This is a genomic window from Pseudoalteromonas sp. NFXS53 (assembly GCF_056629255.1).
In genome coordinates, this window is the sequence record NZ_JBWVBR010000002.1 from 111,932 (window position 1) to 136,813 (window position 24,882).

Genomic DNA, 24,882 nt, shown 5'->3' on the forward strand with positions numbered 1-24,882 from the left:
GTATTTATAACTAATGACTTAAGGTGTTCAGTGTGATAATTTTTGACAAAAAACCATAAGATGGAGCTGTTCATGGATTTAACTTTGAACCATCTAGACTTAAATGATGTGCAGTCTATAGATGATGTATTTACTCGCCTAAAAGCACATCAATGCGAATCTCTAGTTTTAAAAAAACTATCAAAAAATAATAACGATAAAAACCAAGTCTACATTCATAAAAGCATCAGTGTTTTTAACTCAATTTTTGACTTAAAATTTAAAGAGCGGGATGAATCTTCAAGCATAACTAAGAAAGCATCCAAACCAGGAAAAAGAATCCCCGAAGCTGTTTTTACAGATTTCTCTTGGCTGTCGACATACAACACCCTACACAAAGTAAAAGCTTGCCGTGCAATTTTATATGCACAATATCCTGAAACTCGTCTATCAGGCTTTCAGACTATAGAAAATGAAATGCCACGCTCAATGTCAGTCGAGTACACGAAATTAGCAAATATACCTGATAGATACTTAGTTATTGGTGCAACTCGCTCCGGCGAAGCCATAGCAATGATGATTGTTGGCCCATCTGAGCAGTTTTCAAATGATTTTAAACAGTTAGAAAATGCTGTCAGTTCTGGGGTCATTAAAAGTGCATCACTAGGCAAAGCTGATGATCGTACAAATGATTTAAAGACCTTATTAATTCAAAACATCTCCGGTAAAACCTTACTAGGCTGTAGATTAGATAAAGAAGGCAATACAATTCCATTTACTGGAACTCAAGTATGTGGATATACGTTAGAACATGCGCTGGGCATTAAACCAAATGCAGATAAGGATGGTGATATTTTTGGAATAGAACTAAAAGCTATTTCACAGAAAAAAGTGACTTTATTCACACCTGAACCTGATGGAGGCCTTTACCAGCAGAGCTTTCCAGAATTTATGAAAAAGTATGGATATGTCAAAGGAGATGATGAATATCGCTTTACTGGTATTCATAGAGCAAACATCCGCAATGAAAAATCAAAGCTCACTTTAAAAATCCTATACTTAGAAAAAGGTAAGAGTAAAGAAGAGTTTATATTGTCTGATTACGACCCTAATCGAAGCATTGACGCTCAGTCTAGAAATTTAAGAGTGGCATTAGTTGACGATGAAGGCCAAGAAGCGGCTGCATGGTCTTTTGAGCGACTGTTAAATAGCTGGGGCGTCAAACACAATGAAACTGTTTATTATCCAGTGAAAAAGCTCACAAACGATAATCTATCTCAAATTGAACAAGGCTATAAGTTCTTAGTTGAATTTGATACTAAAGCTATATGGTGTCAAAGAACTCAGATATCGAGACTTTTTAATTCTATTCATGACGGTACAATTATTTTAGACCCAGCACCAAAATACGTTGAAAGTAATCCCAAGCTAAATAAGAGGCGCTCACAATGGAGAATAAATGACATCTACAGAGATGCGCCTAAACTCTATGATGAAGTAGAGCTAGTAGATCTTTAATACTGTCTATCTAAACAGTTGTTATGTAAAAAGGGAAAAATGTGTGATAGATTTACACTATTCACTCCCTTTTTAGATTCTCCTTAAGATGTACCACAAAGAAATTATGCTTGCTGATAAAGAAGCTGAAAATAGAATCCACCAGCAAAAGCAAGATACTGATAGACTTCTCAAGCTGTTGCTTACTATTTATGATCAAAAGTCACTTGCCCAAAAGTTAAATGATGAAAAACTTGGTTTAAACATAAAAGAAGTTACTAGGGAGAAACTCAACCAATGGAAAAAGGCACCGGCCGAAAGTAATATCATCATAAGCGAAAATACCATTGAAAAGATAAAGCAAGCACTATTACCGCAAAAGCCTAGTCACTGGGATAACCCATCATTTAAATTTATAGATCTTTTTGCCGGTATTGGTGGCATAAGAAAAGGGTTTGAGGAGATCGGTGGTAAATGTGTATTTACTTCGGAGTGGGATGCCGACGCTAGAAAAACGTATTTATCGAACCACTATGTTGATGAAGCAGAACTCCCTTACTTTATAGACTCAGAGGAAGATAATTCTGATAAAAACTCTAGCTTAATGGACATCACTAAAATTACTCTAAGCGGGAATGAGTCTATAAGCTCAGAAGAAAAAAAAGAACACATTTTAAAGCATATTCCTGAACACGACGTACTGCTCGCCGGCTTTCCATGTCAACCCTTTTCTTTGGCAGGTGTTTCGAAAAAAAATAGCTTAGGTCGTTCACATGGCTTTGAATGTGAAACTCAAGGGACTCTTTTTTTTGATGTTGAAAAAATTATTGAAGCTAGAACTCCTAAATTCTTTGTCTTAGAAAATGTAAAAAATTTGAAGAGTCATGATAAGGGTAAAACTTTTGCCACCATCATTCGTGCTTTACATAATTTGGGATATTTTATTGCGGATATTTCTGACGCTGGTGGCGATATCGAAGAAGCTATTAGCAAAGTAAAAAAACGAAAACCTGAACCAATTATTTTAAATGGTGCAAAATTTACTCCCCAGCACAGAGAAAGAGTCGTTATTGTTGGTATTCGCAATGATTTACTTGAGAGCAATCCAAGTTTTGTAGATTTCTCATTAAAAAATGTTGAACAATTTTACCCTGAGAAAAGATATACACTACAAGAAATCTTATGTGATCTAGATGATGATGCTAGGAGAAAATACACACTTACAAATAATTTGTGGAGCTATCTGTACCACTATGCCTTAAAGCATCAAACAAAAGGCAATGGTTTCGGTTTTGGTTTAGTAAACCCAAACGATAAGAACGCAACGACTCGAACTCTCTCTGCACGTTATTATAAAGATGGTTCTGAAATTTTAGTAAATCAACATAATTTAGAAGCAGAATATTTAGATTCTAGAAAGCAACCAGCTATTGAAAAAAACCTCGAACGAGAAGAGTTTTGTTTAAACTATATTTCCACGCATATTGAAAAAAGCTCCGCTGAAGACAAAGAAGTCATAAAATCTTTAACTAAAGAAGCTGAGGCTATATATGATGATAAGTTTGGCCGATATGCCGCACAGTTTGATGCTACATATAAAACTCCAAGACGACTTACTCCACAAGAATGCGCCAGACTAATGGGATTTGAAAAGCCGCCTCAGTATAGAAATGATGAATACGATAAAGAGTTTAGAATAGTATGTGCTGATAACAAAGCCTACAAGCAATTCGGCAACTCTGTTGTGGTTCCTGTTTTTAGAGCTGTTGCGCACTTACTAGAACCATTAATTGCACAATCAAACAGGTAATTAATCTTATGCGTTGGCAAATTTTCATTGCCAACGCATTTCCCTTTTTAGTAACCGTATCTACTCCGAATATTTTGTTTAATTCTTCTCTGCTTATTATTCCTCGCAGGAAGTCTGTCATCCTGCTATAAGCGGCATAAAAGCTAGTAAAAGAGTTTCTGCATGATATTGCAGGAAATGGGGCAAATTAGCTTTATGGCTGGGCTTGCTTCATAGAGGTACTTAAACCACAGTCTGCAATACCTTGCAGAGAGTTACTTGTTCTTGAAAACCGTGTTAAGTGAGGTTACCTGTTGCTCTGCGATAGTCTCGCAGGCTGCTGGAAGCTGCTAAATCACCCCAAACTTCAGCCGAGTTCATTAATTGAACTTTTCAGGCTAAATTTGATTTTCAATTTAAAACTTTCGTCAGAATATAGAAGCCAAGCCCCTCCCTCACATCATCACAAAATTGGTAAAAATTGAGTTATTAAAAATTAGTAGTGATTATTCTATGAATCATCACTTTTATTTTTTGGGGACGATTTCAGCTCAATCCCCAGTTCTATCATCCCCACCTCATAAACGAGTTATTTTGGAGATATGTTTCGAAAAAAATAACCTCTATTGCATGACTAGGTATTTTTTTGTGGAATTAAAACTAATACACTCCAACCTCAATCAATCGAAGTTTTCTAAGGAACTTTTATAATTGATGTACAAAGCTGATTGTGTTTTCAATTTTCTGAAAAATATTTTCGATACTCTTTGCCAGAAAATTAAGAAGAAATATTTAATTGAGTACAAATCAATTTTCTGAAATTGGGGATTTTTTAGTATTAGCTTCTCAATTATTTGTAACAACATAAGAAAAGCACACATTACCTAAAAATAACTTTCCTAAACTCTGTCTATCAATATCAGTAGAGATACATTCCCTCTAATTTAACTATCTGATTTATGTAGCAGCTCTTAGTTTTGTAGCGCTACAAAAATTAGCGCTAACAAAAGTAGTTCGGCTACAAATTACTTTTGTTAGAGGTTTTTCTATTACATTTGTAACCCAAACTCACTAAATCAGTAATCCGAAATGTATAGAAACTCATAGTTTTTGTTTCCCAATCTCAATGTATTTGTAACCGATATTTGAATTTTTCTTAGATAAATCAATGTTAATTTTCAGCGTAATGAATAAAGATCTAATGATAAAAGAAAGATCTTTTTCTATCGTTGTTATCAATTCAAAACAAGGCCTCAAATAATTAATGTCATTGCTACACAACTAGAACTGTTTCATAGCGTGTTTAATATCTCCTGAAAACGAAACTTCTCTTTCTCTTTATGCGTTCGGAGAAAGCTCCGTTGTTTATTCTGAATTTACTCATAATTGAGTGCAAACGATATGTGTCAATAATGGGCAGTACCTTAAATAAAGGGCACCACAATGGGAAACAATAATAAAAAAACACAATTGTCACTTTTTGACAGGTTTGATGCGAATGGCAATCTAAACCAATTAAGCGATTCAGAAACAAATAAACACATGAGTATTAGAGCAATCACCGAAGCTGTTGAAGCAGCCTTCTTAGCGAAACAACAAATAAAAATTTTAGATAGGAGAATTCAATATTTAGAATCTCAACATGACCTACAAAATCATGACGGTTGGATGACTCTCGAGCAAGCATCTCAACAATTAGGGAAAACTGTTGCAGCTATTCGACAAAAGATAAAACACAAAAAGCAACCAATGCCTGAAGGTATTGTTTGGAAACAACATTCCAAATTTGCTCCGATATACGTGAATCTGCGTGCATTCAGGGAGCATATGTGATGACAAAAAAGAATCCTCAACTGGAGATAAAAAATGCTCTGAAAGCGGCTCCTGGCGTGTTCGTAAAAAGAAACAAATTGTATGTACAATTTAAACTGCCAGATAGAATAAAACCCAAAAAGAAATCAACAGGATTAAACGTATCGGTAAAAAACATCAAAAAAGCCAGTTATATCCTCGAATCAATCAAATTGGATATTACAAACGGATTTTACGAGCATAAGAATGATATGTTCTGGCGAAAGAATTTCCCACTAGATACGACACATCTCCAATCAAACATCGGCATAGAAAAATTATTTCATGAGTATTCCATCGCACATGTTAACTATATTACCAGTTCAATAAAAAACAAACTGAACACATGCCTAAACTGGGCTCTATACTACAATGTTGGGGTTGACGACATTGCTAGCATTACTGCTAGCCAACTCAATCAAATGAGACAAAGCTCTGTTAGTGGAAGCAGACAAGAGCTATTTTTTGCACGAGAGATAGCATTTGAAAGAAATTTTCAAATGGATTATGGTGAAAATGCACTGGATTTTATTGATAATTCAGAACTGGAAATACTCAAGAAAAACTATTTCAAAGATCACCCTATTGTATTTGTTGGGTGTGCAAAATCTACAATTGAGGATTACACAATTAACCTGAAATCAGTTCTGGATTTCGCCGTTGAACAGAAATACATAACAAAGAACCCCGCACAAGGATTAAAAAAATTAGCAGTGGATAATTTCGCGCTGCATATGCATGACGAGGATGTTAATCCATTCAGCAGGGAGGAACTAACCAATTTGCTAGAAACGATACATGTACCAAAAATTAGATTAATGGTGCAGATGCTGGCATGGACGGGAATGAGACCTGGAGAACTAAAAGCACTGGCATGGGAAGACATTGATTTGGAGAGACGTCAGATCCATCTCAGATTAAATTTAGACCGCCAAGGGGCATTAAAACCAGTTAAAACAAGAGCATCAAAGAGAACTATCGATCTGTTGCCTGCAGCAGTTGAAGCTCTGAATCAGATAAAAGAAGAGACATACCACTTACCAGCCATCACTGAAACTGTATTTTTTAACAACAAAAAAACAATTATTGAAAAAAGAAGGCGGGTTTTTCTAAGTAGAGAAAACAAGCCGTACAAGCGACCAGAACTCACAACAACACCCAAACAATGGGCTAACTGGTTAATTAAGGCTGGTATTTCACACAGGCCTGCGTACCAGTTAAGACATACCTATGCAAGCCGTATGCTAATGCAAAGAGTTCCACCAACGTGGCTTGCGCGGCAAATGGGACACTCAGATACAAGCATGATTTTCAAGATCTACGGTAAATGGATTGCTGATGATGAGCCTGAATTTATGGAGCAGCTAGCCGCAGGGTTAGGACAGTCATATTAGAGTACAACAACTTAGAAGCCTGTAATGCACTTAAAAAGAGCTTTCAGGCCTCTTAGAAATAGTTGAACAAGTTTTAGTTTGCCAGTCAATTCGCACGATAGGGTTCAATTAAGGAGAACCGTCATAAACTTTCTACTTAGAGTCTTCAGTTAGTTTTATATTCAACTAATAAATTTAAAATAACGGACGTTCTAGCTAGCTCATTATTGGACAATTCCGAGTTACGAACAATAAAGCACTCTGACTTTTCGGATTGCTTTTGGTATTGCTGCCATGTGGCCAGCCTAAATGTGGCTGGCCACATTCTCTTATCCACTACAGGTTGTAGTGATAATCTTATGCTTTCCTTCAATGTGATCTTCATTAATGTAAAAAGCACCGCTAAACTCTATACATCCATAATTATGGTTCGAAGAAAAAGAGCCACCAATCACACCTTTTTCACCTAACAAAGTCCAAACAACCTCCAAATCATTATCCTTTAGCATCTTCAAAAATGGTTCTTTTTTTACCAATAAATGTGCTTTTGTATCGTGTAGAGCTTCAGCAGCAAAACAAACAACATTGTTAGCCTCATCGATATAGCTACCTTCTTGAGAACCATGTTTTAATTTCATATTGTCAAAAATTAGAGAGCTAGGTTTAAGAAAACTTAAAGTTTCAGCCTTTGATTGATCGAACTCTTCTTCCCAACGATAACCGATAGTAGTAACACCAACATCAGCAATCTTAGTCCCTATCTTTTTGTCTGTAACTGTTACCCAGTCCGCGCCGCTATAGTAATCAGATTTAAAGAACTTAAAAGCCTCTGACCAGTAATACTCCCTATTAAACAACTGATATCTATCTGTACTTTCAGGCATCCATCGCCCCATATAATGTTGGCTTTCAGCCCAGTTTTTAAAATGTTCATATTCAGATGACTTAACTAAGTAACTTCTAAGATGACACCAAACCTCTTTCCGTGGGTGTCCCCAGTCTTCCTTACCTACTTCTTTAGGCTCTTTCCAAGACGGATAACTTTCCAGAACAAGCCAGTCAGCACCATTATTGTCTTTTACTTCAATCAACCCCTGCGGGTTATCCAACGTAGAAGAATCCTTTACCCAATTTTCAAAAGTACAATCCCACTGAAAAGATTCTTTACTAACCCACCACTTATCTTCAAGAGGTATGCATTTATCTCCTGTATTTTTAAGCAGAATTGTTGGATCTATATCCCTTTCATAGGGTTCCCAAGGGCCTAGGTAAGGAGACTCTTTTCGCTCATCGCCGTATCCCTCATAGCGGATGTAATTATCTGAAAGTCTTGCTATAAATTCATGAAATGAAATCCATTGGTATTTTTTACCTATTCGTTCTTGATGGGATTCATGCCGTCCCCTGCCTGTGCCAATGCTTTTATCAAAATCACCATGCTTATCAGGAGACCAACCTAGATCTATTACGCGATTAAAAATAAAACATTCAGCTAGCCTAAGATCAAAATGAGTATCTGTATCTAATAAATTGTTGTTATGATCAAGGTATGGTTCAATATCTCTTTCATAAATAGTTAAAGTGTTTTCTGGTAAAGCATTTTTAAAAGCTAATTTATTCGAAAGTAGCTCTTCTTCTGTTTTTCTGCCTAAAGCGACTCCCATTCGGATTATAGTTTCACCTATAACCAAATCATCAGAGTCTTCAGCATAAATAATAGGGTCTAATGAACTAAATAACTCAAGCTGTTCTTCCGATAAGTCGCTCTTAAATTTTTTAAATATTTCTTTCCTATTTACAGGGGATTGGCCAAATCTACACCCAGACCAATCTGAATGATTAGAGTTAGTGCCTATGGTGTACCTAGAGAAGTCCCCCCCCATAACTGAACTCCACAATTCCCGGTAGTCTTTCTGATCATAAAGACTTTTCAGCTCATCTTTAGTTGGTATGTCATCAGGCCATTCACTTTTGTATGGGGGCTTAGTTTTGGACAATTCAATCTTTTCTGTTATCAATCCAAGGTGTGAAACATACTCTATAATCTCTCTTGCGTAGTCTCTTAAGAGGATATGTGGATATACATCCTCTGTATCAAAGACCTTTGTATAAACTATTTCAGCTACAGCGCCTAGCTCATGATGATCCTTTGTTCGCAGTACACAACCTAAGGCAACAGCTAACACTCTCTCCCAAACATAAGGATCATCTACGGCATCAAATTTATCGATTATCCTAACCAATACTGGAATTCTATTTTCTAACAAGTTAACTAAAGCTTTAGTTGAACAATCCCTCAATTCTCGATTGGTTGAAGTGAAAATCCAACAAAGCGCAGTAGCAACTAACTCAATTGAATCATCAGATATGTAACTCTTATCAAAGTCATCCCAAGCCCAATCTATTAAATGCCTGAACGTAGAGTCTTCACTATACTTATATTTTAATTGAGTAGTCCAAAATGCATCTCTGTTTGGCAAGGAATGCTTAGATAACCAATAATGTAAGAAATTAGCATTAAATGGGTGTCCTTCAATACCTGAAATTGAAATCAGTATTTCTAAAAAGTGGCTAAATGTACGCCTAAACTGAAGCACGTTGTTATTTATAAACGGTTTAAGTTTTTCGAAATCTATCGCAGAAATTTCTCTCCAAACTAAACTATCAATAAAAGAATTTATTAAGTAATCATGCTCACTGAACTCTGGCAGTAACTCATAGAGTTCTTTTCCGTATTTTTCAGGCAATTGAATCGAAAGAGCCTCAACAATTCCTTGGTTGTAGTAAAAGTCATACTCTTCTTTAAAGTAACTTCTTAGACGGCCTCCCGCCTTAAACTCATCTTCAATATTTTCAACGCCGTCAAGTAAGTAGTTTACTGTTAAATGGTCATCAAACCTTTCAAAAGATATATATACTACCTCTTCAACAACGTTTTCGTCATTTCGAGTAATTCCTTTTGTTAACAACCCTTCATCTATTAATGCGTTAAGAAAAGTTTTATCGTTGACATAGTCTCGAACAACAGATTGGACGGCAACATGCGCATTTTTAAGAGGTATACTCTTAGCCCCGGAGCCCACCTTAAGCTTGATTAATTCATTTAATGCGTCATTAACCAATGGAAAGCTGGAATCGAAACTGTACTTTTTAGGTGATGCAAGCGACTTGTTGACACCAGTAATGAAAAAACTGAGAATTTTAGATATCCCATGAAAACCTACTGGAACTTTACTTAATCCACTTTTCTTAACTCCATCGCATAGTAATTTCAAAAATAATGGGTTTTTGAACTCTGGGTTTAAGTTGGGAGAAGAGGGTCTCTCTATATTGTAATTGTCATAGAATAAATTAACAGCTTCCAGTTCAATGTTTTTAAATCCAATATGTTCATGAGTTTCAAAGTTATTGCGTGATACATTCTCATCAGAAATGGTAATATTTTTATACGTTGACCTAACTGACATTATTAAACCAAGCCAATCAAATTGTTTAATCTCATCAACAAAACTATTTATATTATCATCCCAAAACTTATTGCCATTCCCTTCATTGATCGCATCGATAAATATCAAAACTCTCTTATTATTTTTTTGAGCATATAAATTAAGCTTTTCTAGAAAATCATTGGATGTGGTATCGACCTGTAACCTTTTAAAAATTTGCACCCAAGGAGATTCATCAGAAGTGAGCTGTTGCCCTAATAAGAAAAGAGATGGAGAACCAGTTTTAATTCTTGTTTCAACAACATCGGCAAGTAAGTGAGACTTACCAATGCCAGCTTCCCCTTCAAGAAGTAAAAACGGATTGTTCGACAAGTTTACTGTTATGGAGTTTAAGAAAGTACTTAACTTGTTACACTCATAATCAAAATCCCTAAGTTCCCTTAAAATTGATGAGTATTTATCACTGTAATAATTAGACTCTCCGGCTGCTTTTGCTTCTTCACGCAGTTTCCACAGTACCGATTCAGATTCTGCTACTGCATTGTTGCAGGAAGTAATACTGTTACAAAGTTCATCTGTTGGTATTTTAGTTAATATAGAAAAATCAATTGCTTGGTATAAGGTTGTAATTTCAGTTAGAGATTTAGATATTACAGATTGCTGTGAGGATATTTCATCACACCTACAGAGCTTGTTTCCTTTAATCAGAAAGCTATCTATATGTGAAAAAAAGAGTTCTGAAAAATCTTGAGTTCTCCCAAGACCCTCAAAGATCTTTGCTATTTCTAACTTTAAGTTTAATTCAGGTGTGTATCGTCCACCTAAATCAGCTATTGCCTGTCTGTTTTTCTCATTTAACCAATCATCACTTAGGTGAAACGTGAGCTTCTCGTCTATAGAGCGTAATAGAAGTTTCATTTGAATCAGCTCTTCATTGATATCGAATATCTTTTCCTTATAACTTTCTTCGATATGGAGCTTTTTTAACGTTGTACACTTGTTTATTTTAAGCGCTAGAATCGCATAAAAACGTTCAAGTTGTTTTTGAGTTGGAGGAAGCACATTAGGACAATCACTAAACTTATTCACTACCTCAGCTTTATCAGGAAACTCTTTAAACAAAGTATATTCGTTTAGCACGTCAAATAATGGCTGAGATTGATAGAACGGAACCTTGTCTGAATCTGTTGGATATTCAACTTCAAACTCTAAAGCGGTTTCCTCGATAAGCTGATAGAGCCTGTCTACATACCTTTCCTTAGGAAAAAGCTGCTTTCGAAACCAGCCATATCCCTCCTGAGATATAAATTGGTCTACAAACTTGACAGCAACGTAGTATGACGCCCCACCAATTGCCAATGTAATTGGTTCCATTTTTATCTACCTTTAAATGCTAACAAATTATACCGTCATCATAAAAAACGGATGATTTCAAAACGTACCTGTTCTGACTTTACAAAAGTAGAAATCTCAGTAGGCTACTGTTTTTAAGGTGAATAGACTAGCAATATGCTGATGTTTGCACAACTAGAGTAACTGTGAAACCATAGAGTTTGGAACTTTAACTTCATCAACCCTAATCCAGATATCTCATAAATTATGTTATGCAAAATTGTGAAAAAGTGACATCAATGGACCAATTGCTCTAACTCATTTTGGGGCATAAATGAGTTATTGAGACGTGCGCTTTTTAAATTAAAGCAAATAAAGCAAGTCTAATACTCCTAACCTCGAAGATCTGCAACGAATTAGGGCTGATGCATTCAATCCGGCCGCTAGGTTCGAAACAAACTTGGGCAAGCCTTAAACAAGGCTCAATGATATTTAGATTGACGGTTGTAGTTCTGTCCTATTTTCTCATAGCTTAAGAATTGAGTTAGTAACATCACTTAATTGATGACAGGCTATTAAGCATAAAACACTAAAACTATAAGTTCGTTTCCGAACACTATGAAATGATGTTTTTGCAAGGTTAATAGTATTAGGTTTGCTGTCAGCCTTTGATCAGTACATTAATGTTCCTAGCTTTTCTAGATGCTACAAATATTACTGTTTAGTATTAGCGGGAGTTAAATATTTATTTTTCCCATAAAAAATAAAAAAGCTCAGGCGATTTATTGCCTGAGCTTTCATTAGTTTTTGTCCCCCATTTGTCCCCGCGCGGGGATAAATAGAATAAAAACCTTTTAATTCATAGCTTTAAGATTAGAACGGCATTTTGAAGCCTGGAGGCATCTGCATACCGCCAGTAACATCAGACATACGCTTAGCTGACTCTTCACCTACACGACGCACAGCATCGTTTACAGCAGCAGCTAGAAGGTCTTCAATCATGTCTTTGTCGTCTTCCATTAAGCTTTCGTCAATCTCAACGCGCTTAACGTTGTGGCTACCTAGCATAGTTACTTTAACTAGGCCTGCACCTGCTTCGCCTGTTACTTCTAGAGTTTTGATCTCTTCTTGGGCTTTTTCCATGCGCTCTTGCATCTGCTGAGCCTGCTTCATGATATTGCCCATTCCACCTTTAAACATAATACGCTCTCTTACATATATTTTATTTGGCTAAAAGATAAGGTCTATTGTACTCGATTACAATGCCTGTATGGTATTTTCATCGACCTCGGCACTAAATTGCTCGATAAGTTGTAATACAATAGGATCTTGATTAATTGTTTCTATCGCTTGTTGATGCCTATGTGCATCTATTTTTTGTTGAATTAGATACGGTGAGTCTATCACCCCTTCAGCAAATTCAACGATAAGTTCAACCTCTGAGCCGTACATATCGTTCAACGCTGCTTGAAGCTTTTGTCTTAAAACAGCACTGTCTAAATGACGCTGACTGATATCAACTTGAATGTTGGCTTGGTTATTCTCGTAGTGGTAAATCGAATGCAGCGCAAATTGACGCATACGACCACCGAGTGCCATTTTCTCAATCAACTTCGCCCAGTCATCTTGCTGATGGGCAAAACGAATTTCACTGATTGGGCTCGCAAAGCCTTCAGGCACAGGCACAGCTTCTTCTTTAGGCGTTTCTTGCGCTTGAGAAGTTTGCGGTGCAATTTGCTCTAACAACTCAGGCGCTAGTTTGCTTTCGTCCGCTTTATGCCGTTCGCTAAATGGGACTGGTTTTTTTTTCGGTGTTACTGGCGCCACATGTGAGTCGGGCGCGTTTTGCGCCTCAGACTTTTTTGGCTCATCTCCTCGAGCAGATAATAACTGCCCAGCCCCTGAGATATTTCGATTCTGCAAAATACGAGCAATGGCAGATTGTGCTTGCCCTTGTTGAGCTTGTAAGCGTGCAGAAGCTGACTCTGAGTTTTGAGAGCTAGCGTCTTGCTGCACCTCTTGTGTAGCCTGAGGTTCATAAGCCGGCGTATAGCCTTGCTCTTGTGCATCATGCATCACTTGCTCATATTGCGCAGCTAATTCTTGCTCTTGAGGCTCTGGCGCATATTCTTGTTGCGCTAGTGCTTGCGGATTTTGCTGAGCTTGCTGATTAAACGCATTGCTTTCAACATTCAGTTGATTGTGTTGCTGTTCATCAGGCGAATGTACTTGTGAACTTTGTGCAACCGATTGAGTTAATTCTGAATGCTGATTAGTAACACTATGTTCTACCACCGACTGCTGGCTAGGTTCGGCCTGAATAGGTTCGGCCTGAATAGGTTCGGCCTGAATAGGTTCCGCTTGAATTGGTTCAACTTGCACAGCTTCTGCTTCAATCTGAGGCGTTGCTGATTGTACAGGTATCTCAGATGTAGCATCAGGTTGCTGAGTGGTACTGCCACCTACTGAAGCATTATTTTGCTTTAAGCGAGCGCGTATATCTTGCAAACCTTGTCTTGGTGACGCAGTAGGTGCTGCTTGTGCTTGAGCAGAGCTGTTTGATGCCGAGCCAGCTTGAACATTAGACGTGGCAGAAGGTTGACTATCTGCATGCTCAAACGCAATTAAACGCAGCAACACCATCTCAAAGCCAAGTTTTTGCTCTGGCGCCCACTGAAGATCTTTTTTACCATTTAACAACAATTGATAAAACAGCTGTACTTGCTGCGGGTTAATCTGTTCACTGAGCGTTGCAATATCAGACTCTGAAAATGCCGATATTTTTGCTGCCTGTGGCACCAGTTGCGTGAGCTGGATAGCATGTAGGAGTGCAATTAAATCGTCCAGTACGGCAAGATAATTTCCATTCTTAACCGCAATTTGCTCTACTTCTTCTAAGACTGCGGGTGCATCTTGACAAAGTACAGAAGCTAAAATACTCACGGCATGACTAATATCCATCAAACCAAGCATATCTTGAACAGCAGCTAGAGTAAGTTGAGCATTGGTTTGTGCTATGGCTTGATCAGTTAAGCTCAACGCATCACGCATACTGCCATCAGCGGCTTTCGCCAGTGCCTTTAAGGCAGGCTCTTCAAACTGAATTTGCTCTTGCGGCAGAATATGAGTCAGCTGCGATACAATTTGCGATTGCGACATTGCATTCAAATTAAACTGTAAGCAACGTGACAAAATAGTGATCGGTAGTTTTTGTGGATCTGTCGTCGCCAATAAAAACTTTACATGCTCAGGCGGCTCTTCAAGTGTTTTTAAAAGCGCGTTAAAACTGTGCTTTGACAACATGTGCACTTCATCGATGAGGTACACTTTATAGCGACCGCGAGTCGGCGCATATTGAACGTTGTCGAGGATCTCTCGCGTATCTTCAACTTTCGTTCTAGAAGCAGCATCGATTTCTATTAAATCAATAAATTTACCCGCTTCTATATCTAAACAGCTTTGGCACTTTCCACACGGGTTTGAAGTGATCCCTTCATCGCAGTTCAGACTTTTCGCGAATATGCGGGCGATGGTGGTTTTACCAACGCCCCGAGTCCCAGTGAAAAGATAAGCGTGGTGCAACCTTTGCTCATTGAGGGCATTTACGAGCGCCTGTTTAACATGCTCTTGGCCGACAAGTTGGTGAAAGGTTTGCGGACGCCACTTCCGTGCTAGGACTTGATAACTCATATTATTCGCCTTCGAACTCAACTAACTTAAGAATATTAATACCTAAGTCTGCAACACGTTGCTCACCGCCTAGCTCCGGTAGCGATACAACAAAAGCTGCGTCTGTTGCATTACCGCCAAGCTTTTGCACAAGCTTAGCTGTTGCTTCAATGGTACCACCTGTTGCAAGTAAGTCGTCAACTAACAATACTTTGTCACCTTCAACAATTGCATCAGTGTGTAACTCAAGCACGTCTTCGCCATACTCTAACTGGTAAGACTGGCTTATCACTTCACGAGGTAATTTACCTGGCTTGCGCACTGGAATAAAAGGAATACCTAACGCATAAGATAAAGGTGCGCCAAAGATGAAGCCGCGCGACTCTGTACCAATAATTTTAGTGAAGCCTTGATCTTTGTATGCTGTAATGAATGCATCAATCGTTTCTTTAAACGCTTTAGGATCAGCAAGTAAAGTGGTTACGTCACGGAACATAATACCTTCTTTAGGATAGTTAGGTACCGTAGCGATACTGTCTTTGATCAGCGTGAGATTAGCTTGTGTCATAATGAAGCTTTCTATTTTGTAAAGAAAGTGATTATAACAAGAATGAGAAAAGTTGAAACTTTGAGAAATCACAAAGCCATGTTTTTAGCTTGTTTGCGCAATAAAACGGCAAAAGGCTACATAACGTAGCCTTTAGTCAAAACAAAATCTCTTTTGTTCCTTTGATGATTAAGCTGCAAAAGCCGTTGCTAAACCAAGAATTGCATTTAGACAGCCAATACCTACAAAAACAGCTAAGAAAGCAATGAAGTATTTAGCGTTAAACGGATCTTTAAAATCACCCTTTGACATAGTACACCTATAAATTTTTAAGCACGAAAAAACGGCGCTCATAATAGACGATCCGAGCTATGCGTTAAAGTGAGAAGTGCAAAAAATCGCTAAGCTGGTTACACAAAAAGGTTATTTGGTGACTACAACGCCCAACTCTGCCAAAGCGTTTAATGTTTGAGTTGCACCACCTATAAGCTGCTCTTCACTAAATTGTGGAATAATTTCATGCACTTTTGAAACAAGTTCTAACAAGCTAATACCCGGGTTATCATCTAGATGCTCTAACAAAATCGCGGTCATTGGGTTTGAAGCGATAAAGCCTACATCATCCTCTTCGTCGCGATACACAACAAAATAATGGGGTTGTTCACTGGGTTCAGTTGGTTGAAAGTCTTCACTAATTTGATGAACTGGGTATTGATAAGACAGGTTACGCGCGGTGTTTGACAGATACAAAGGTTGATTATCTATGTTTGTAAGCTGTTTTTGCATTTCATCTTCAAAACAAACCGAGACATCTAATTCAACCCACTCGTAATGTGCGAGCTCTAACATAAATACGGGGTCGTTTGCTTGCATAGTATATTCATGCTGAAGAAAAGCTAAAAATTCTGCGCTGATGTCTAAAAAATACGGAGATGAACAATCGTGGCTAACAAAAAAGGTGCGGATAAGTGTCTGCCAATGTGATTCACAGTATAAGCTTTTAAGCACTGGAAAAGCTGAGCTAACAAACCCTTCAACGTTATTAAAAAACAGTTCTTTATAAACTGTCATTCTCTCTTCAGTTACATCATGAGGCTTTTTTACATTATCGGGATCACGAATATAAGCCATAAATGCATTTTGAACATCGATGAATGACACTAGGCAACCCCTTTACTTTTTGCTAAAAACTCAGACTGAAGTTTTTTAATGATGTCTACTTCGCTCAGCACTTCTGGCATGCTCGGAATATTAAAGTCACGTTCGAGTAAAGTAGGAAACAAACCGTGATAATCATAGGCTTTTGAGAGTAAATCCCAAACTGGGTCACATACATCCGCACCATGTGTATCGACTAGCAGAGAAGTACTTTCTTCATAATGCCCTGCAACATGACCATACACAATACGTTCACTTGGCATGGCATGTAAAAACCCGATTGCATCGTAACCGTGGTTGACACTGTTTACATAAATATTATTTACATCAAGTAGTAAGTCACAGTCGGCTTGCTTTAAAACTTCGAGCGTAAATTCTTGCTCTGATATTTCTTGACCGGGTGCGGCATAATAAGAAACATTTTCGACAGCGATCCGCTGCTCTAAAATATCTTGTACTTGTTTAATTCGACCAGCTACGTGTTTAATTGCATCTTCAGTAAATGGAATTGGCATCAGATCATACATATGACCTGTACCCGAGCAGTAGCTCAAATGCTCACTATAGAGTTTAATATTGTGAGTTTTGAAGAAGCTTTTAAGAGACTTTACAAATTCTATATCAAGTGGTTCTGGAGAGCCTAATGAGAGCGATAAGCCGTGGCAAATAAATGTATGCTTATCGGTAAGTTGCTTAAACTGCTTACCAAATTTCCCGCCCATTTTTAACCAATTTTCGGGCGCCACTTCTAGAAAATCGACTTGACTCGGTGGAGACTCAAGAAAGTCATCCAACATTTCTCGTCTGAGGCCTAAACCGACCATGCCTATGTCATTAACTACCATATTAATACCTTTGAGTTCATGGCTTGTATTAAAATAAGAGGAAATTTTGCTAAGAAGTTTGAGGCAGATAATCTGCCTCAAAGAAGAAAACTAAGAATTAGTGAGCGCCACCACATTTACCTTCACCGCACTTACCTTCTTTTTTAGCTTTGCCGCCACATTTACCTTCGCCGCACTTGCCTTCTTTTTTAGCTTTGCCGCCACATTTACCTTCGCCGCACTTGCCTTCTTTTTTAGCTTTTCCGCCACATTTACCTTCGCCGCACTTGCCTTCTTTTTTAGCCTTGCCACCGCATTTACCTTCGCCGCACTTGCCTTCTTTTTTAGCTTTGCCGCCACATTTACCTTCGCCGCACTTACCTTCTTTTTTAGCTTTACCGCCACATTTACCTTCGCCGCACTTACCTTCTTTTTCAGCTTTACCGCCACACTTGCCTTCTCCGCACTTACCTTCTGAAGCATCTAATTGATAACCAGAAGACATAGTGGTGAATGCAAATGGGTTAGCATTTACTTCTGCTGATGCAGTTAAACTCGCAGTACCAACAACAACAGCACCTAACGTAGCAGCGATTGATTTTGTTTTTAAATTTTTCATACTCGACCCTTTGGGATATTTCGTTCAATTCATTTAGTAGACCCTACTTCAAAAAAGAATATTTCAGAAAATCTAAAAAAATTCAATTTTAGCTTAGCAACAATGAGTCTCTCGTTTAAAATAAGCGCCCTTTAAGCAGTATAGAGCAAGTTATGAAACTAATTTTGGCACCAATGGAAGGCGTTGTAGATTTTAAAATGCGCCAGCTTTTAACAAACCTTGGTGGCTTTGATTTATGTGTAACTGAGTTTATTCGCGTTGTCGATCTAACCTTTCCACGTAGAGTGTTTATCAAAACTTGCCCTGAACTATTAAATAATGGCTATACCGAGTCTGGCACACCTGTTCGCATTCAGCTTCTGGGTCAAGTTCCCCATGCGCTTGCTGCAAATGCACGTAAAGCCGTCATGCTTGGCTCACATGGTATCGACCTTAACTTTGGCTGCCCTGCAAAAACAGTGAATAAAAGTAAAGGTGGTGCGGTGCTGTTAAAAGAGCCTGAACTCATGTATCAAATTATAAAAGCGGTAAGAGAAGGCGTTCCAGCCGAGCATGAAGTCAGCGCCAAAATACGTTTAGGTTTTGATGATGACAGTAATACCGCCGAAATTGTCGATGCAGTTCAAAGTGCGGGGGCTTCAAGCTTGGCAATTCATGCGAGAACCAAGCGAGATGGCTATAAGCCACCTGCTTACTGGGAGAAAATAAAACCTCTACTTGAGCGAGTGACAATGCCCATTGTTGCAAACGGCGAGATTTGGCAAGTCGAAGATGCTTATCGCTGTCAAGAACGCAGTGGATGTTCAGATTTAATGCTTGGACGAGGAGCATTGGCAACACCAGACTTAGCTGCAAAAATTAAAGCACATCGAGAAAATCAGCCTTACACACCTTTATCTTGGGAAAATGTGATTTACCATATTTTACATTCATCTATGCACCAAGATCCTTCTGTAAGTGAAAAATACTTTTCATCGAGAACTAAACAGTGGCTCGGGTATCTCAAACTGCAATATCCACAAGCCAATGATCTTTTTGACGAAATTAGAAAACTTAAAAATAAAGACGAGGTTGTCTCTGTGCTAGAGAAATATGCAAAGTGTCCTAGCATTGATTCAAATCATAACGATTTCGCCTAGAAGTACCATAATGATTGCTCATAGGAGAGCGATCATGAATGCAAATCAAACTAAAGACTTTCAAAGCAAGCTAAAAATTGAATTAGACTCTGTTCGATGTGAGTTTTTAAATGAGCTTAAAGACGCACGACATGAGTTTACTGGCGAATTGGCTTCAATGTTAGAAAACTCAACACCAGGAGAGTGGATTGACCTAGCGGTCACTAAAATTAACCCAAATCAGTTTCCCCGCTTTCAGCGGCTTATGGAGCTAGAAGCTGCTTTGTGCCAAATAGATATTGGCCAATTTGGTTATTGCTGTGATTGTGAGGCAAAACTTGATCTTCTGGAGCTTTCAAAAGATCCGGCTAAACAACGTTGCTCGATTTGTGAAGAGAAAAAGCGAAAAAAAGCACATAACTGATTGAAAAGGCCTTAGTAAGAAAAGGCCTTTTAATTGTCTATCACTCACAGCTGCACTCTAAAAATAAATCCTAGCTAAAGATAAAACAGCCGCGGGTTTCATGACGATATAATCTAAGAAATCTATTGCTTGTTCTGGTTGCAGTGATAACTTTTGATTTAATACCACCATGGCTTGTTGTTCTGACCAAGCCTGAAAGTGAATGCCCAAATCTATCTCAGCCAATACTAATATTAGATGTTTATAGGCTACTAGCTTCTGTTTTTCACACTGCTCGAAAGTCGCATGTAAGTTAACAAACGTATGCTGCCAGTTTAAACCTTCGATAATTGAACAGTGTTTCTGTGCAATCTCAACTAAGTTTAGTGTTTCTAAATCATTTTCATGATTATCATACTCATTTGTTAAAGCTTGAATATTGGCTAAAACAACCTGAGGATCTTTTACACTACCTAAATAGTGATTCACCTTACTTTGATACCACTCTTTACCGTTAGGTAGCTGGTAAATGCCTAAACGGCTTCTTGGCTTGTATGTTTTGAAGTAGTCAGTTAGATCAGTTAGTGATTCAGATTCAGAATACGTTTTTAACTTTTCCAGTTCATACCTGTTATAAAGTATCTTGCTTTGTTTCGCATCTTCTAACCTAGTCAGAACTAGGTTTTGCCATTTCTGTTTTTGTGCTTCACTGAGATTCAATGCAACATTTACCGCTGCAGGCCAAGGTAAATACCTCTCTGGGTAACGTTCTTGAATTATCAAATATTGCAGTTCATTTACTTGGGAGTCATTAAGTAACTCCAGATCAGCAGAGTTTAAAGCTGTATGCCTTTGCTTTAAATAAACTTCACTGAATGGTAAAACTTCAGACAGTTCACCTTTACTCTTGGACAATAAAACAGCATTGATATTTTTAAGTTGTGATTGCACTTCTTCAAAAGAACTAAGTTTCTGCTGCTCTGTACATGCGGATAACAAAATCAGAATGGGGAGTAATATTAAATAAAATTTATTTTTCACCTTCACTTCCAACTATAAAAAAAGCCCCTTTCGGGGCTTTCTATTTATAAGCTTATGCCTTTACGTTGTGCTTTGTCCTTAATGAACGTTGCCCAACCTCTAGCAAACTTACGAGTACGTGGATCTTCTTGTGCTTTGACAATCGCTCTATAGGCTTGCTTATACTTCTCTTGGTATAAGTAAGCTTCAGCTAAGTCAGAGTAAGTCGACCCCTTCTTGTCAGTACCTAACTCAAGCGCTTTATTTAAACGCTCGACTGCAGCACTGTACTTTTGCTCAGTAAGTAATAAGTTACCTGCCTTTCTAAAAAGATCTGCGTCGTCATCAAACTTAGCTGCTTCTTCATAGTATTTAGCTGCAGTTACAAGATGCTTCGCTTGGTGGAAGTAACTCGCAACAGCTGTAACGTTTTGCTTAGTACGCTTAACTTTATCTTCCTTTAAAGCTTTTTCCATAACGATGGCTGCTTTATAAGGAATATCGTTTAGCGAGTAATAGCTGCTTAAAATTTTGTAGTGGTTCTCTTTCTCGAAATAGCCTTTTCTGTAAGCTACTTCCATAATTGTCTGACCTTTAGTGAACTGCTCGGTAGACATGTAGAAAGAACCTAGACGAGTCCAGTTTTGTTTGTCATCAGGGAACAACTTAACTAGAGTCTCACCAACTTCTACAACTTTATTAAACTGCTTAAGTTCAAAGTATGAACCGACCTTCAGCATGAAGTAATTTTTATTTGGCTCTTTTGCCAATTTAATTGCTTTGTCTGCTGGTTCGATAACTTTGCTAAATTGCTTTAACTCAAAGTAAGCCTGAGCAATTTTCGCATATACCTTGTCATCTTCTTCGCCAGTAAAGTCCATCCAGTCGTTGTAGGCTTTAACACCCTCAACATACTTTTGCTGGCCAAAGTAAAGGTCTGCAACAAATTTTAGGGTATCAGCCTGATCTTTGAAGTTTAGAACATCTTTTTCTACAGCACGCTTAACGAAATCAAGGGCCTTAGTATAATCTTCTTTTTGAGCATAGAAGTTACCTAAGTACCTATCTACAGTTGCTTTGTCGAAATCATTAGACGGGTCTAACTCTTCCATTAAAGCAATTGCTTCATCAAGTTGGTCGTTGTTGTAAAGTTCAAATGCTTTAACAACTTTCTTACCAGTACGCTCGCCCATGATCTTTGTCTTAGCTTTTTTACGAGCTTCGATTTTAGCTGGGTCAGGTGCAGCAACAGCGTTGCTGCATACACCTGTAAGCGTCATAAGTAGCGCAAGAGCTGTTGCTTTATGTAATTGCTTCATTTCTTCGCTCCTTATTAATCTTGGTTAAGTTTAAAGTCTAACTGTACAGTAAGACCAGGTTGCTTTTGTGGTTTGCCATCGATGATTTTCGGGCGATATTTCCACTTACGTAATGCTCTCATCGCTTCACGGTTGAAAACACGCTTTGGTTCAGCATCAATAACTTTTACATCTTCAACACCACCAAGCTCGTTAATAGTGAATGAAAGTTGTACCCAACCTTCTTTACCATCACGTGCCGCTTGAGTCGGATATTTTGGCTCAATACGTACGATAGGTGTTGCATCACCATCACGACCAAATTCACCAGGCCCACTTAGGCCACCTGCAGTACCACCAATGTCGATGCTAGGCATGTTAAAGCCAATAGCACCCGGATTTGGGTTAGCATTGTCAGGCTGCGGCGGCTGCGGTTTAGGCGGCTGCTGCGGCGGCGGCGGAGGTGGAGGCGGAACACGTCTGCGCTCTTGAACCTCAGATTCAGGTGGATTCGTCAAAATTTCGACTACAATTTCTTCTTTTTCATTTTCAGCTCTATCTGCTCCGCCAGAGATCAGAAATGCCATAAAATAAAATAAGCCGAAAGTAACTGCCCCACCTGTTACAAGTGAAAACAGAAAACGAATCATTACTTAGCTCCAGCGATTGAGATTTTTAGTTGATCGTCAGTCGCCTTGATTTGGTCCATAACTTTAACAACCACACCATGCTTCGCGCCTTTATCAGCTTGAATAATGATAGTTTCTGTTGGTTGCTCAGCTAGGATGCTCTCAAGGTTTGCACTAACACGCTCAACATCAACTGCGCGCTTATCCATCCAGATTTCACCGTTTTCACGGATAGCGATGAATACGTTCGCATTTTTCTTAGTTTGAGCTTGTGCAGCCTTTGGCTTTTGTACTTCAATACCAGCTTCTTTCACGAAAGAAGTTGTTACGATGAAGAAGATAAGCATGATGAATACGATGTCTAGCATCGGTGTCATATCTACTGCTGCTTCTTCTTCCTCACGAAAACGTTGTTTACGTGCCATATTAATATCTCTCTTTAGTGATGAGGCAAACTATCTACTAGCTTTTCTTTAGCCATTTTCGCTCTAGCTTCTAGGCGAGTGCTGAAGAATACACCAGATAGTGCCGCAACCATTCCTGCCATTGTTGGTATCGTTGCCATTGAAATACCCGATGCCATTAGACGAGCGTTACCAGTACCTTGAGTAGCCATCGTTTCGAAAACGCTGATCATACCCGTTACAGTACCTAGTAGGCCGATTAATGGACACATGGCTACCAATGTTTTGATAATCAACATGCGCGCTTCTAATTTTTCAGACGCTTCAGAAATCCATGCATCGCGGATTCTGTGTGCGTACCAAGACGTAGTGTCTTGGCGGGCGTCCCACTTCGCTACGATATCCGCTTTCATTTTCGGATACTCGGCGAGTAGGAACCAATAGCGCTCAATCATTAATACCCACATTAGAAAGAGTGCTATCGCGACCACGTATAATACCTGGCCGCCTGTGCCAACAAAATCCCTGATAGATTCCCAAATCTCCATCAGGACTAGCATTAGGCTTTCTCCTTCTCCGCATGCGCAGCAACAATACCTGCACTCTGCTCGTCTAGGATATGTAGAACTGCTTTACTACGACCTGAAACGATTGCGTGTAATAGGATTAGTGGTAGTGCAGCAATCAGACCTAGAGCTGTTGTTACAAGCGCTAGAGAGATGTTACCTGCCATGATCTTCGGATCACCAGTACCGAATAGTGTGATTGATTCGAACGTTAAGATCATACCAACAACTGTACCAAGTAGACCTAGTAGCGGTGCGATAGCAGCTAAGATCTTGATGATGTTGATACCAGCTTCGATACGAGGCGTTTCACGTAGAATTGCTTCATCTAACTTAAGCTCAAGGTTTTCAACGTCTTGGTTTTTGTTGTCATGGTAAACTTTAAGAATACGACCAAGTGGGTTGTTTTCGTTTGGCGTGTTGATGTTCTTAACCTGTGCTTTGATTTTTGCACTAACCATAAGTAGGTCTAGGAAACGAACTAACGCTAGTAACGCACCAATTGCAAGTAATGCAGTGATGATGTAACCAACTGTGTCACCCTGGTGCCAACGTTCTTCAACAGTTGCACGTTGAGTGTTTAGACGAAGGATACCGCCACGCGCAGGGTCAACATAGAACTTAGTGTATGAACCAGCTTGTGTATTTAGAAGGTCAGCAACAGTGTTGAAGATGTGACCGTCTGGCTGCTTACCTAGTGGAACGATAGCTTTGTTAGCTGCATCGTATACTACGTAGCCGTCTTTTGTGATTAAGTTGAAGTTACCAACACGAGTAACCTGCTTAGTATTGATTTCACCACTTAGCTCAGCAACTTGTGCTTCGAAAGTAGATACTTTTGCAGATTCAGTCATTTCAGTTTGGAATGCAATCCAAAGCTCTTCTAGTTCGCGAGTAGTCGGTAGTTCTTTAGCAGCTGCTAATGAACGAAGAACTTCTGCACGACCTGGTTTTTGAGCACTTACTAGTGATGCTTCGATTGAACCGATCGCTTCAGAAGCTGAACGACGAACAACACCGAACATCTCACCTAAAGTACCAGTTGCGTTTTGAAGCTCAACTTCTTTTTCAGCAAGTGTGATTTCATTTTGTTTAAACTGGTTGTTTAAACGCTCACCACGAGCCTTCTCGTTTGCTAAATCACGCTTAGCTTTATTAAGAAGTGCTTGCTTGTCAGCACGAGCAGAAAGGAACTCTTGCTCACGTTGCTTGTTGATTTTACCTTCAGAAATACGGTTTTGTTTAACTTCTTGAAGGATTTTGTCTAGAGTTTCAGTGTTTGCGTGCGCGTTTAAAGCTGCACCAGCTGAAACAGATAGAGCAGCCGCTACTGCAAAACCTTTAAATAATTTCTTCATTA

Annotated in this window: 20 protein-coding genes; 6 read left to right on the forward strand and 14 right to left on the reverse strand. The window is 38.7% G+C overall.

The window, feature by feature from the left end; genetic code table 11:
- The first annotated feature begins 72 nt into the window (after positions 1-72).
- From AC1HJP_RS03335 to AC1HJP_RS03350, 4 genes are all read left to right on the forward strand, one after another.
- The gene (locus AC1HJP_RS03335) at positions 73-1,497 is read left to right on the forward strand and encodes an MvaI/BcnI family restriction endonuclease (protein WP_480360359.1); all 1,425 of its coding nucleotides are present in this window, start codon (positions 73-75) and stop codon (positions 1,495-1,497) included.
- Positions 1,498-1,585: 88 nt separating this feature from the next.
- The gene (dcm, locus tag AC1HJP_RS03340) at positions 1,586-3,286 is read left to right on the forward strand and encodes a DNA (cytosine-5-)-methyltransferase (protein WP_480360360.1); all 1,701 of its coding nucleotides are present in this window, start codon (positions 1,586-1,588) and stop codon (positions 3,284-3,286) included.
- Between the two features lie 1,422 nt (positions 3,287-4,708).
- Positions 4,709-5,098: a hypothetical protein gene (locus AC1HJP_RS03345; RefSeq protein WP_480360361.1), complete on the forward strand. Its 390-nt coding sequence runs from the start codon at positions 4,709-4,711 to the stop codon at positions 5,096-5,098.
- Positions 5,098-6,510 (forward strand): tyrosine-type recombinase/integrase, encoded by a 1,413-nt coding sequence (locus AC1HJP_RS03350; RefSeq protein WP_480360362.1) that lies wholly within the window; start codon positions 5,098-5,100, stop codon positions 6,508-6,510. The genes AC1HJP_RS03345 and AC1HJP_RS03350 overlap by 1 nt, the downstream gene beginning before the upstream one ends.
- Positions 6,511-6,818: 308 nt before the next feature.
- Here the strand turns inward: AC1HJP_RS03350 and avs2 are convergent, their stop codons facing one another.
- The 8 genes from avs2 to AC1HJP_RS03390 all read right to left on the reverse strand — a co-directional run bounded on the left by avs2 (position 6,819) and on the right by AC1HJP_RS03390 (position 18,084).
- Entirely contained in the window at positions 6,819-11,309 is a 4,491-nt protein-coding gene (gene avs2, locus AC1HJP_RS03355) for an AVAST type 2 anti-phage system protein Avs2 (protein ID WP_480360363.1), read from the reverse strand.
- A gap of 831 nt (positions 11,310-12,140) precedes the next feature.
- Entirely contained in the window at positions 12,141-12,467 is a 327-nt protein-coding gene (locus AC1HJP_RS03360) for a YbaB/EbfC family nucleoid-associated protein (RefSeq protein WP_480360364.1), read from the reverse strand.
- Positions 12,468-12,524: 57 nt separating this feature from the next.
- Complete coding sequence (gene dnaX, locus AC1HJP_RS03365) at positions 12,525-14,957, reverse strand: DNA polymerase III subunit gamma/tau (RefSeq protein ID WP_480360365.1); 2,433 nt, start codon at positions 14,955-14,957, stop codon at positions 12,525-12,527.
- Between the two features lies 1 nt (position 14,958).
- Positions 14,959-15,504, reverse strand: coding sequence for an adenine phosphoribosyltransferase (apt, locus tag AC1HJP_RS03370; RefSeq protein ID WP_138562170.1), 546 nt, complete (start codon positions 15,502-15,504; stop codon positions 14,959-14,961).
- A gap of 168 nt (positions 15,505-15,672) precedes the next feature.
- The gene (locus AC1HJP_RS03375; protein ID WP_276320054.1) at positions 15,673-15,795 is read right to left on the reverse strand and encodes a hypothetical protein; all 123 of its coding nucleotides are present in this window, start codon (positions 15,793-15,795) and stop codon (positions 15,673-15,675) included.
- Positions 15,796-15,906: 111 nt separating this feature from the next.
- Positions 15,907-16,644, reverse strand: coding sequence for an HvfC family RiPP maturation protein (locus AC1HJP_RS03380; RefSeq protein WP_480360366.1), 738 nt, complete (start codon positions 16,642-16,644; stop codon positions 15,907-15,909).
- The gene (locus tag AC1HJP_RS03385; protein WP_480360367.1) at positions 16,644-17,486 is read right to left on the reverse strand and encodes an HvfB family MNIO-type RiPP peptide maturase; all 843 of its coding nucleotides are present in this window, start codon (positions 17,484-17,486) and stop codon (positions 16,644-16,646) included. Before AC1HJP_RS03385 ends, AC1HJP_RS03380 begins: the two co-directional genes overlap by 1 nt.
- A 97-nt stretch (positions 17,487-17,583) precedes the next feature.
- Positions 17,584-18,084, reverse strand: coding sequence for an HvfA family oxazolone/thioamide-modified RiPP metallophore (locus AC1HJP_RS03390; RefSeq protein ID WP_058030186.1), 501 nt, complete (start codon positions 18,082-18,084; stop codon positions 17,584-17,586).
- A gap of 152 nt (positions 18,085-18,236) precedes the next feature.
- Between AC1HJP_RS03390 and AC1HJP_RS03395 the strand changes: the two genes are divergently transcribed.
- On the forward strand, positions 18,237-19,223 hold the full coding sequence (locus AC1HJP_RS03395) for a tRNA-dihydrouridine synthase (protein WP_480360368.1): 987 nt from the start codon (positions 18,237-18,239) through the stop codon (positions 19,221-19,223).
- A 34-nt stretch (positions 19,224-19,257) separates the two neighbouring features.
- Entirely contained in the window at positions 19,258-19,626 is a 369-nt protein-coding gene (locus tag AC1HJP_RS03400; protein WP_480360369.1) for a conjugal transfer protein TraR, read from the forward strand.
- Between the two features lie 57 nt (positions 19,627-19,683).
- Here the strand turns inward: AC1HJP_RS03400 and AC1HJP_RS03405 are convergent, their stop codons facing one another.
- Genes AC1HJP_RS03405 through AC1HJP_RS03430 form a run of 6 tightly spaced genes read right to left on the reverse strand, consistent with a single transcriptional unit; the run spans position 19,684 to position 24,880 of the window.
- Positions 19,684-20,646, reverse strand: coding sequence for a hypothetical protein (locus AC1HJP_RS03405; RefSeq protein ID WP_480360370.1), 963 nt, complete (start codon positions 20,644-20,646; stop codon positions 19,684-19,686).
- A gap of 44 nt (positions 20,647-20,690) precedes the next feature.
- Complete coding sequence (locus AC1HJP_RS03410) at positions 20,691-21,944, reverse strand: tetratricopeptide repeat protein (protein WP_480360371.1); 1,254 nt, start codon at positions 21,942-21,944, stop codon at positions 20,691-20,693.
- Between the two features lie 14 nt (positions 21,945-21,958).
- Positions 21,959-22,573: an energy transducer TonB gene (locus AC1HJP_RS03415; RefSeq protein ID WP_480360372.1), complete on the reverse strand. Its 615-nt coding sequence runs from the start codon at positions 22,571-22,573 to the stop codon at positions 21,959-21,961.
- A complete protein-coding gene (locus tag AC1HJP_RS03420) occupies positions 22,573-22,977 on the reverse strand; it encodes an ExbD/TolR family protein (RefSeq protein WP_058030192.1) in 405 nt (134 codons plus the stop codon). Before AC1HJP_RS03420 ends, AC1HJP_RS03415 begins: the two co-directional genes overlap by 1 nt.
- 14 nt (positions 22,978-22,991) lie before the next feature.
- A complete protein-coding gene (locus AC1HJP_RS03425) occupies positions 22,992-23,516 on the reverse strand; it encodes a MotA/TolQ/ExbB proton channel family protein (RefSeq protein WP_058030193.1) in 525 nt (174 codons plus the stop codon).
- On the reverse strand, positions 23,516-24,880 hold the full coding sequence (locus tag AC1HJP_RS03430; protein WP_058030194.1) for a MotA/TolQ/ExbB proton channel family protein: 1,365 nt from the start codon (positions 24,878-24,880) through the stop codon (positions 23,516-23,518). The genes AC1HJP_RS03425 and AC1HJP_RS03430 overlap by 1 nt, the downstream gene beginning before the upstream one ends.
- Positions 24,881-24,882: the final 2 nt, after the last annotated feature.

Bases quoted from the DNA above. Each gene is read 5' to 3' on its own strand.
- AC1HJP_RS03335 (WP_480360359.1), top strand. From the start codon at position 73: ATGGATTTAACTTTGAACCATCTAGACTTAAATGATGTGCAGTCTATA.
- dcm (WP_480360360.1), top strand. From the start codon at position 1,586: ATGTACCACAAAGAAATTATGCTTGCTGATAAAGAAGCTGAAAATAGA.
- AC1HJP_RS03345 (WP_480360361.1), top strand. From the start codon at position 4,709: ATGGGAAACAATAATAAAAAAACACAATTGTCACTTTTTGACAGGTTT.
- AC1HJP_RS03350 (WP_480360362.1), top strand. From the start codon at position 5,098: ATGACAAAAAAGAATCCTCAACTGGAGATAAAAAATGCTCTGAAAGCG.
- avs2 (WP_480360363.1), bottom strand. From the start codon at position 11,309: ATGGAACCAATTACATTGGCAATTGGTGGGGCGTCATACTACGTTGCT.
- AC1HJP_RS03360 (WP_480360364.1), bottom strand. From the start codon at position 12,467: ATGTTTAAAGGTGGAATGGGCAATATCATGAAGCAGGCTCAGCAGATG.
- dnaX (WP_480360365.1), bottom strand. From the start codon at position 14,957: ATGAGTTATCAAGTCCTAGCACGGAAGTGGCGTCCGCAAACCTTTCAC.
- apt (WP_138562170.1), bottom strand. From the start codon at position 15,504: ATGACACAAGCTAATCTCACGCTGATCAAAGACAGTATCGCTACGGTA.
- AC1HJP_RS03375 (WP_276320054.1), bottom strand. From the start codon at position 15,795: ATGTCAAAGGGTGATTTTAAAGATCCGTTTAACGCTAAATACTTCATT.
- AC1HJP_RS03385 (WP_480360367.1), bottom strand. From the start codon at position 17,486: ATGGTAGTTAATGACATAGGCATGGTCGGTTTAGGCCTCAGACGAGAA.
- AC1HJP_RS03390 (WP_058030186.1), bottom strand. From the start codon at position 18,084: ATGAAAAATTTAAAAACAAAATCAATCGCTGCTACGTTAGGTGCTGTT.
- AC1HJP_RS03395 (WP_480360368.1), top strand. From the start codon at position 18,237: ATGAAACTAATTTTGGCACCAATGGAAGGCGTTGTAGATTTTAAAATG.
- AC1HJP_RS03400 (WP_480360369.1), top strand. From the start codon at position 19,258: ATGAATGCAAATCAAACTAAAGACTTTCAAAGCAAGCTAAAAATTGAA.
- AC1HJP_RS03410 (WP_480360371.1), bottom strand. From the start codon at position 21,944: ATGAAGCAATTACATAAAGCAACAGCTCTTGCGCTACTTATGACGCTT.
- AC1HJP_RS03415 (WP_480360372.1), bottom strand. From the start codon at position 22,573: ATGATTCGTTTTCTGTTTTCACTTGTAACAGGTGGGGCAGTTACTTTC.
- AC1HJP_RS03420 (WP_058030192.1), bottom strand. From the start codon at position 22,977: ATGGCACGTAAACAACGTTTTCGTGAGGAAGAAGAAGCAGCAGTAGAT.
- AC1HJP_RS03425 (WP_058030193.1), bottom strand. From the start codon at position 23,516: ATGCTAGTCCTGATGGAGATTTGGGAATCTATCAGGGATTTTGTTGGC.
- AC1HJP_RS03430 (WP_058030194.1), bottom strand. From the start codon at position 24,880: ATGAAGAAATTATTTAAAGGTTTTGCAGTAGCGGCTGCTCTATCTGTT.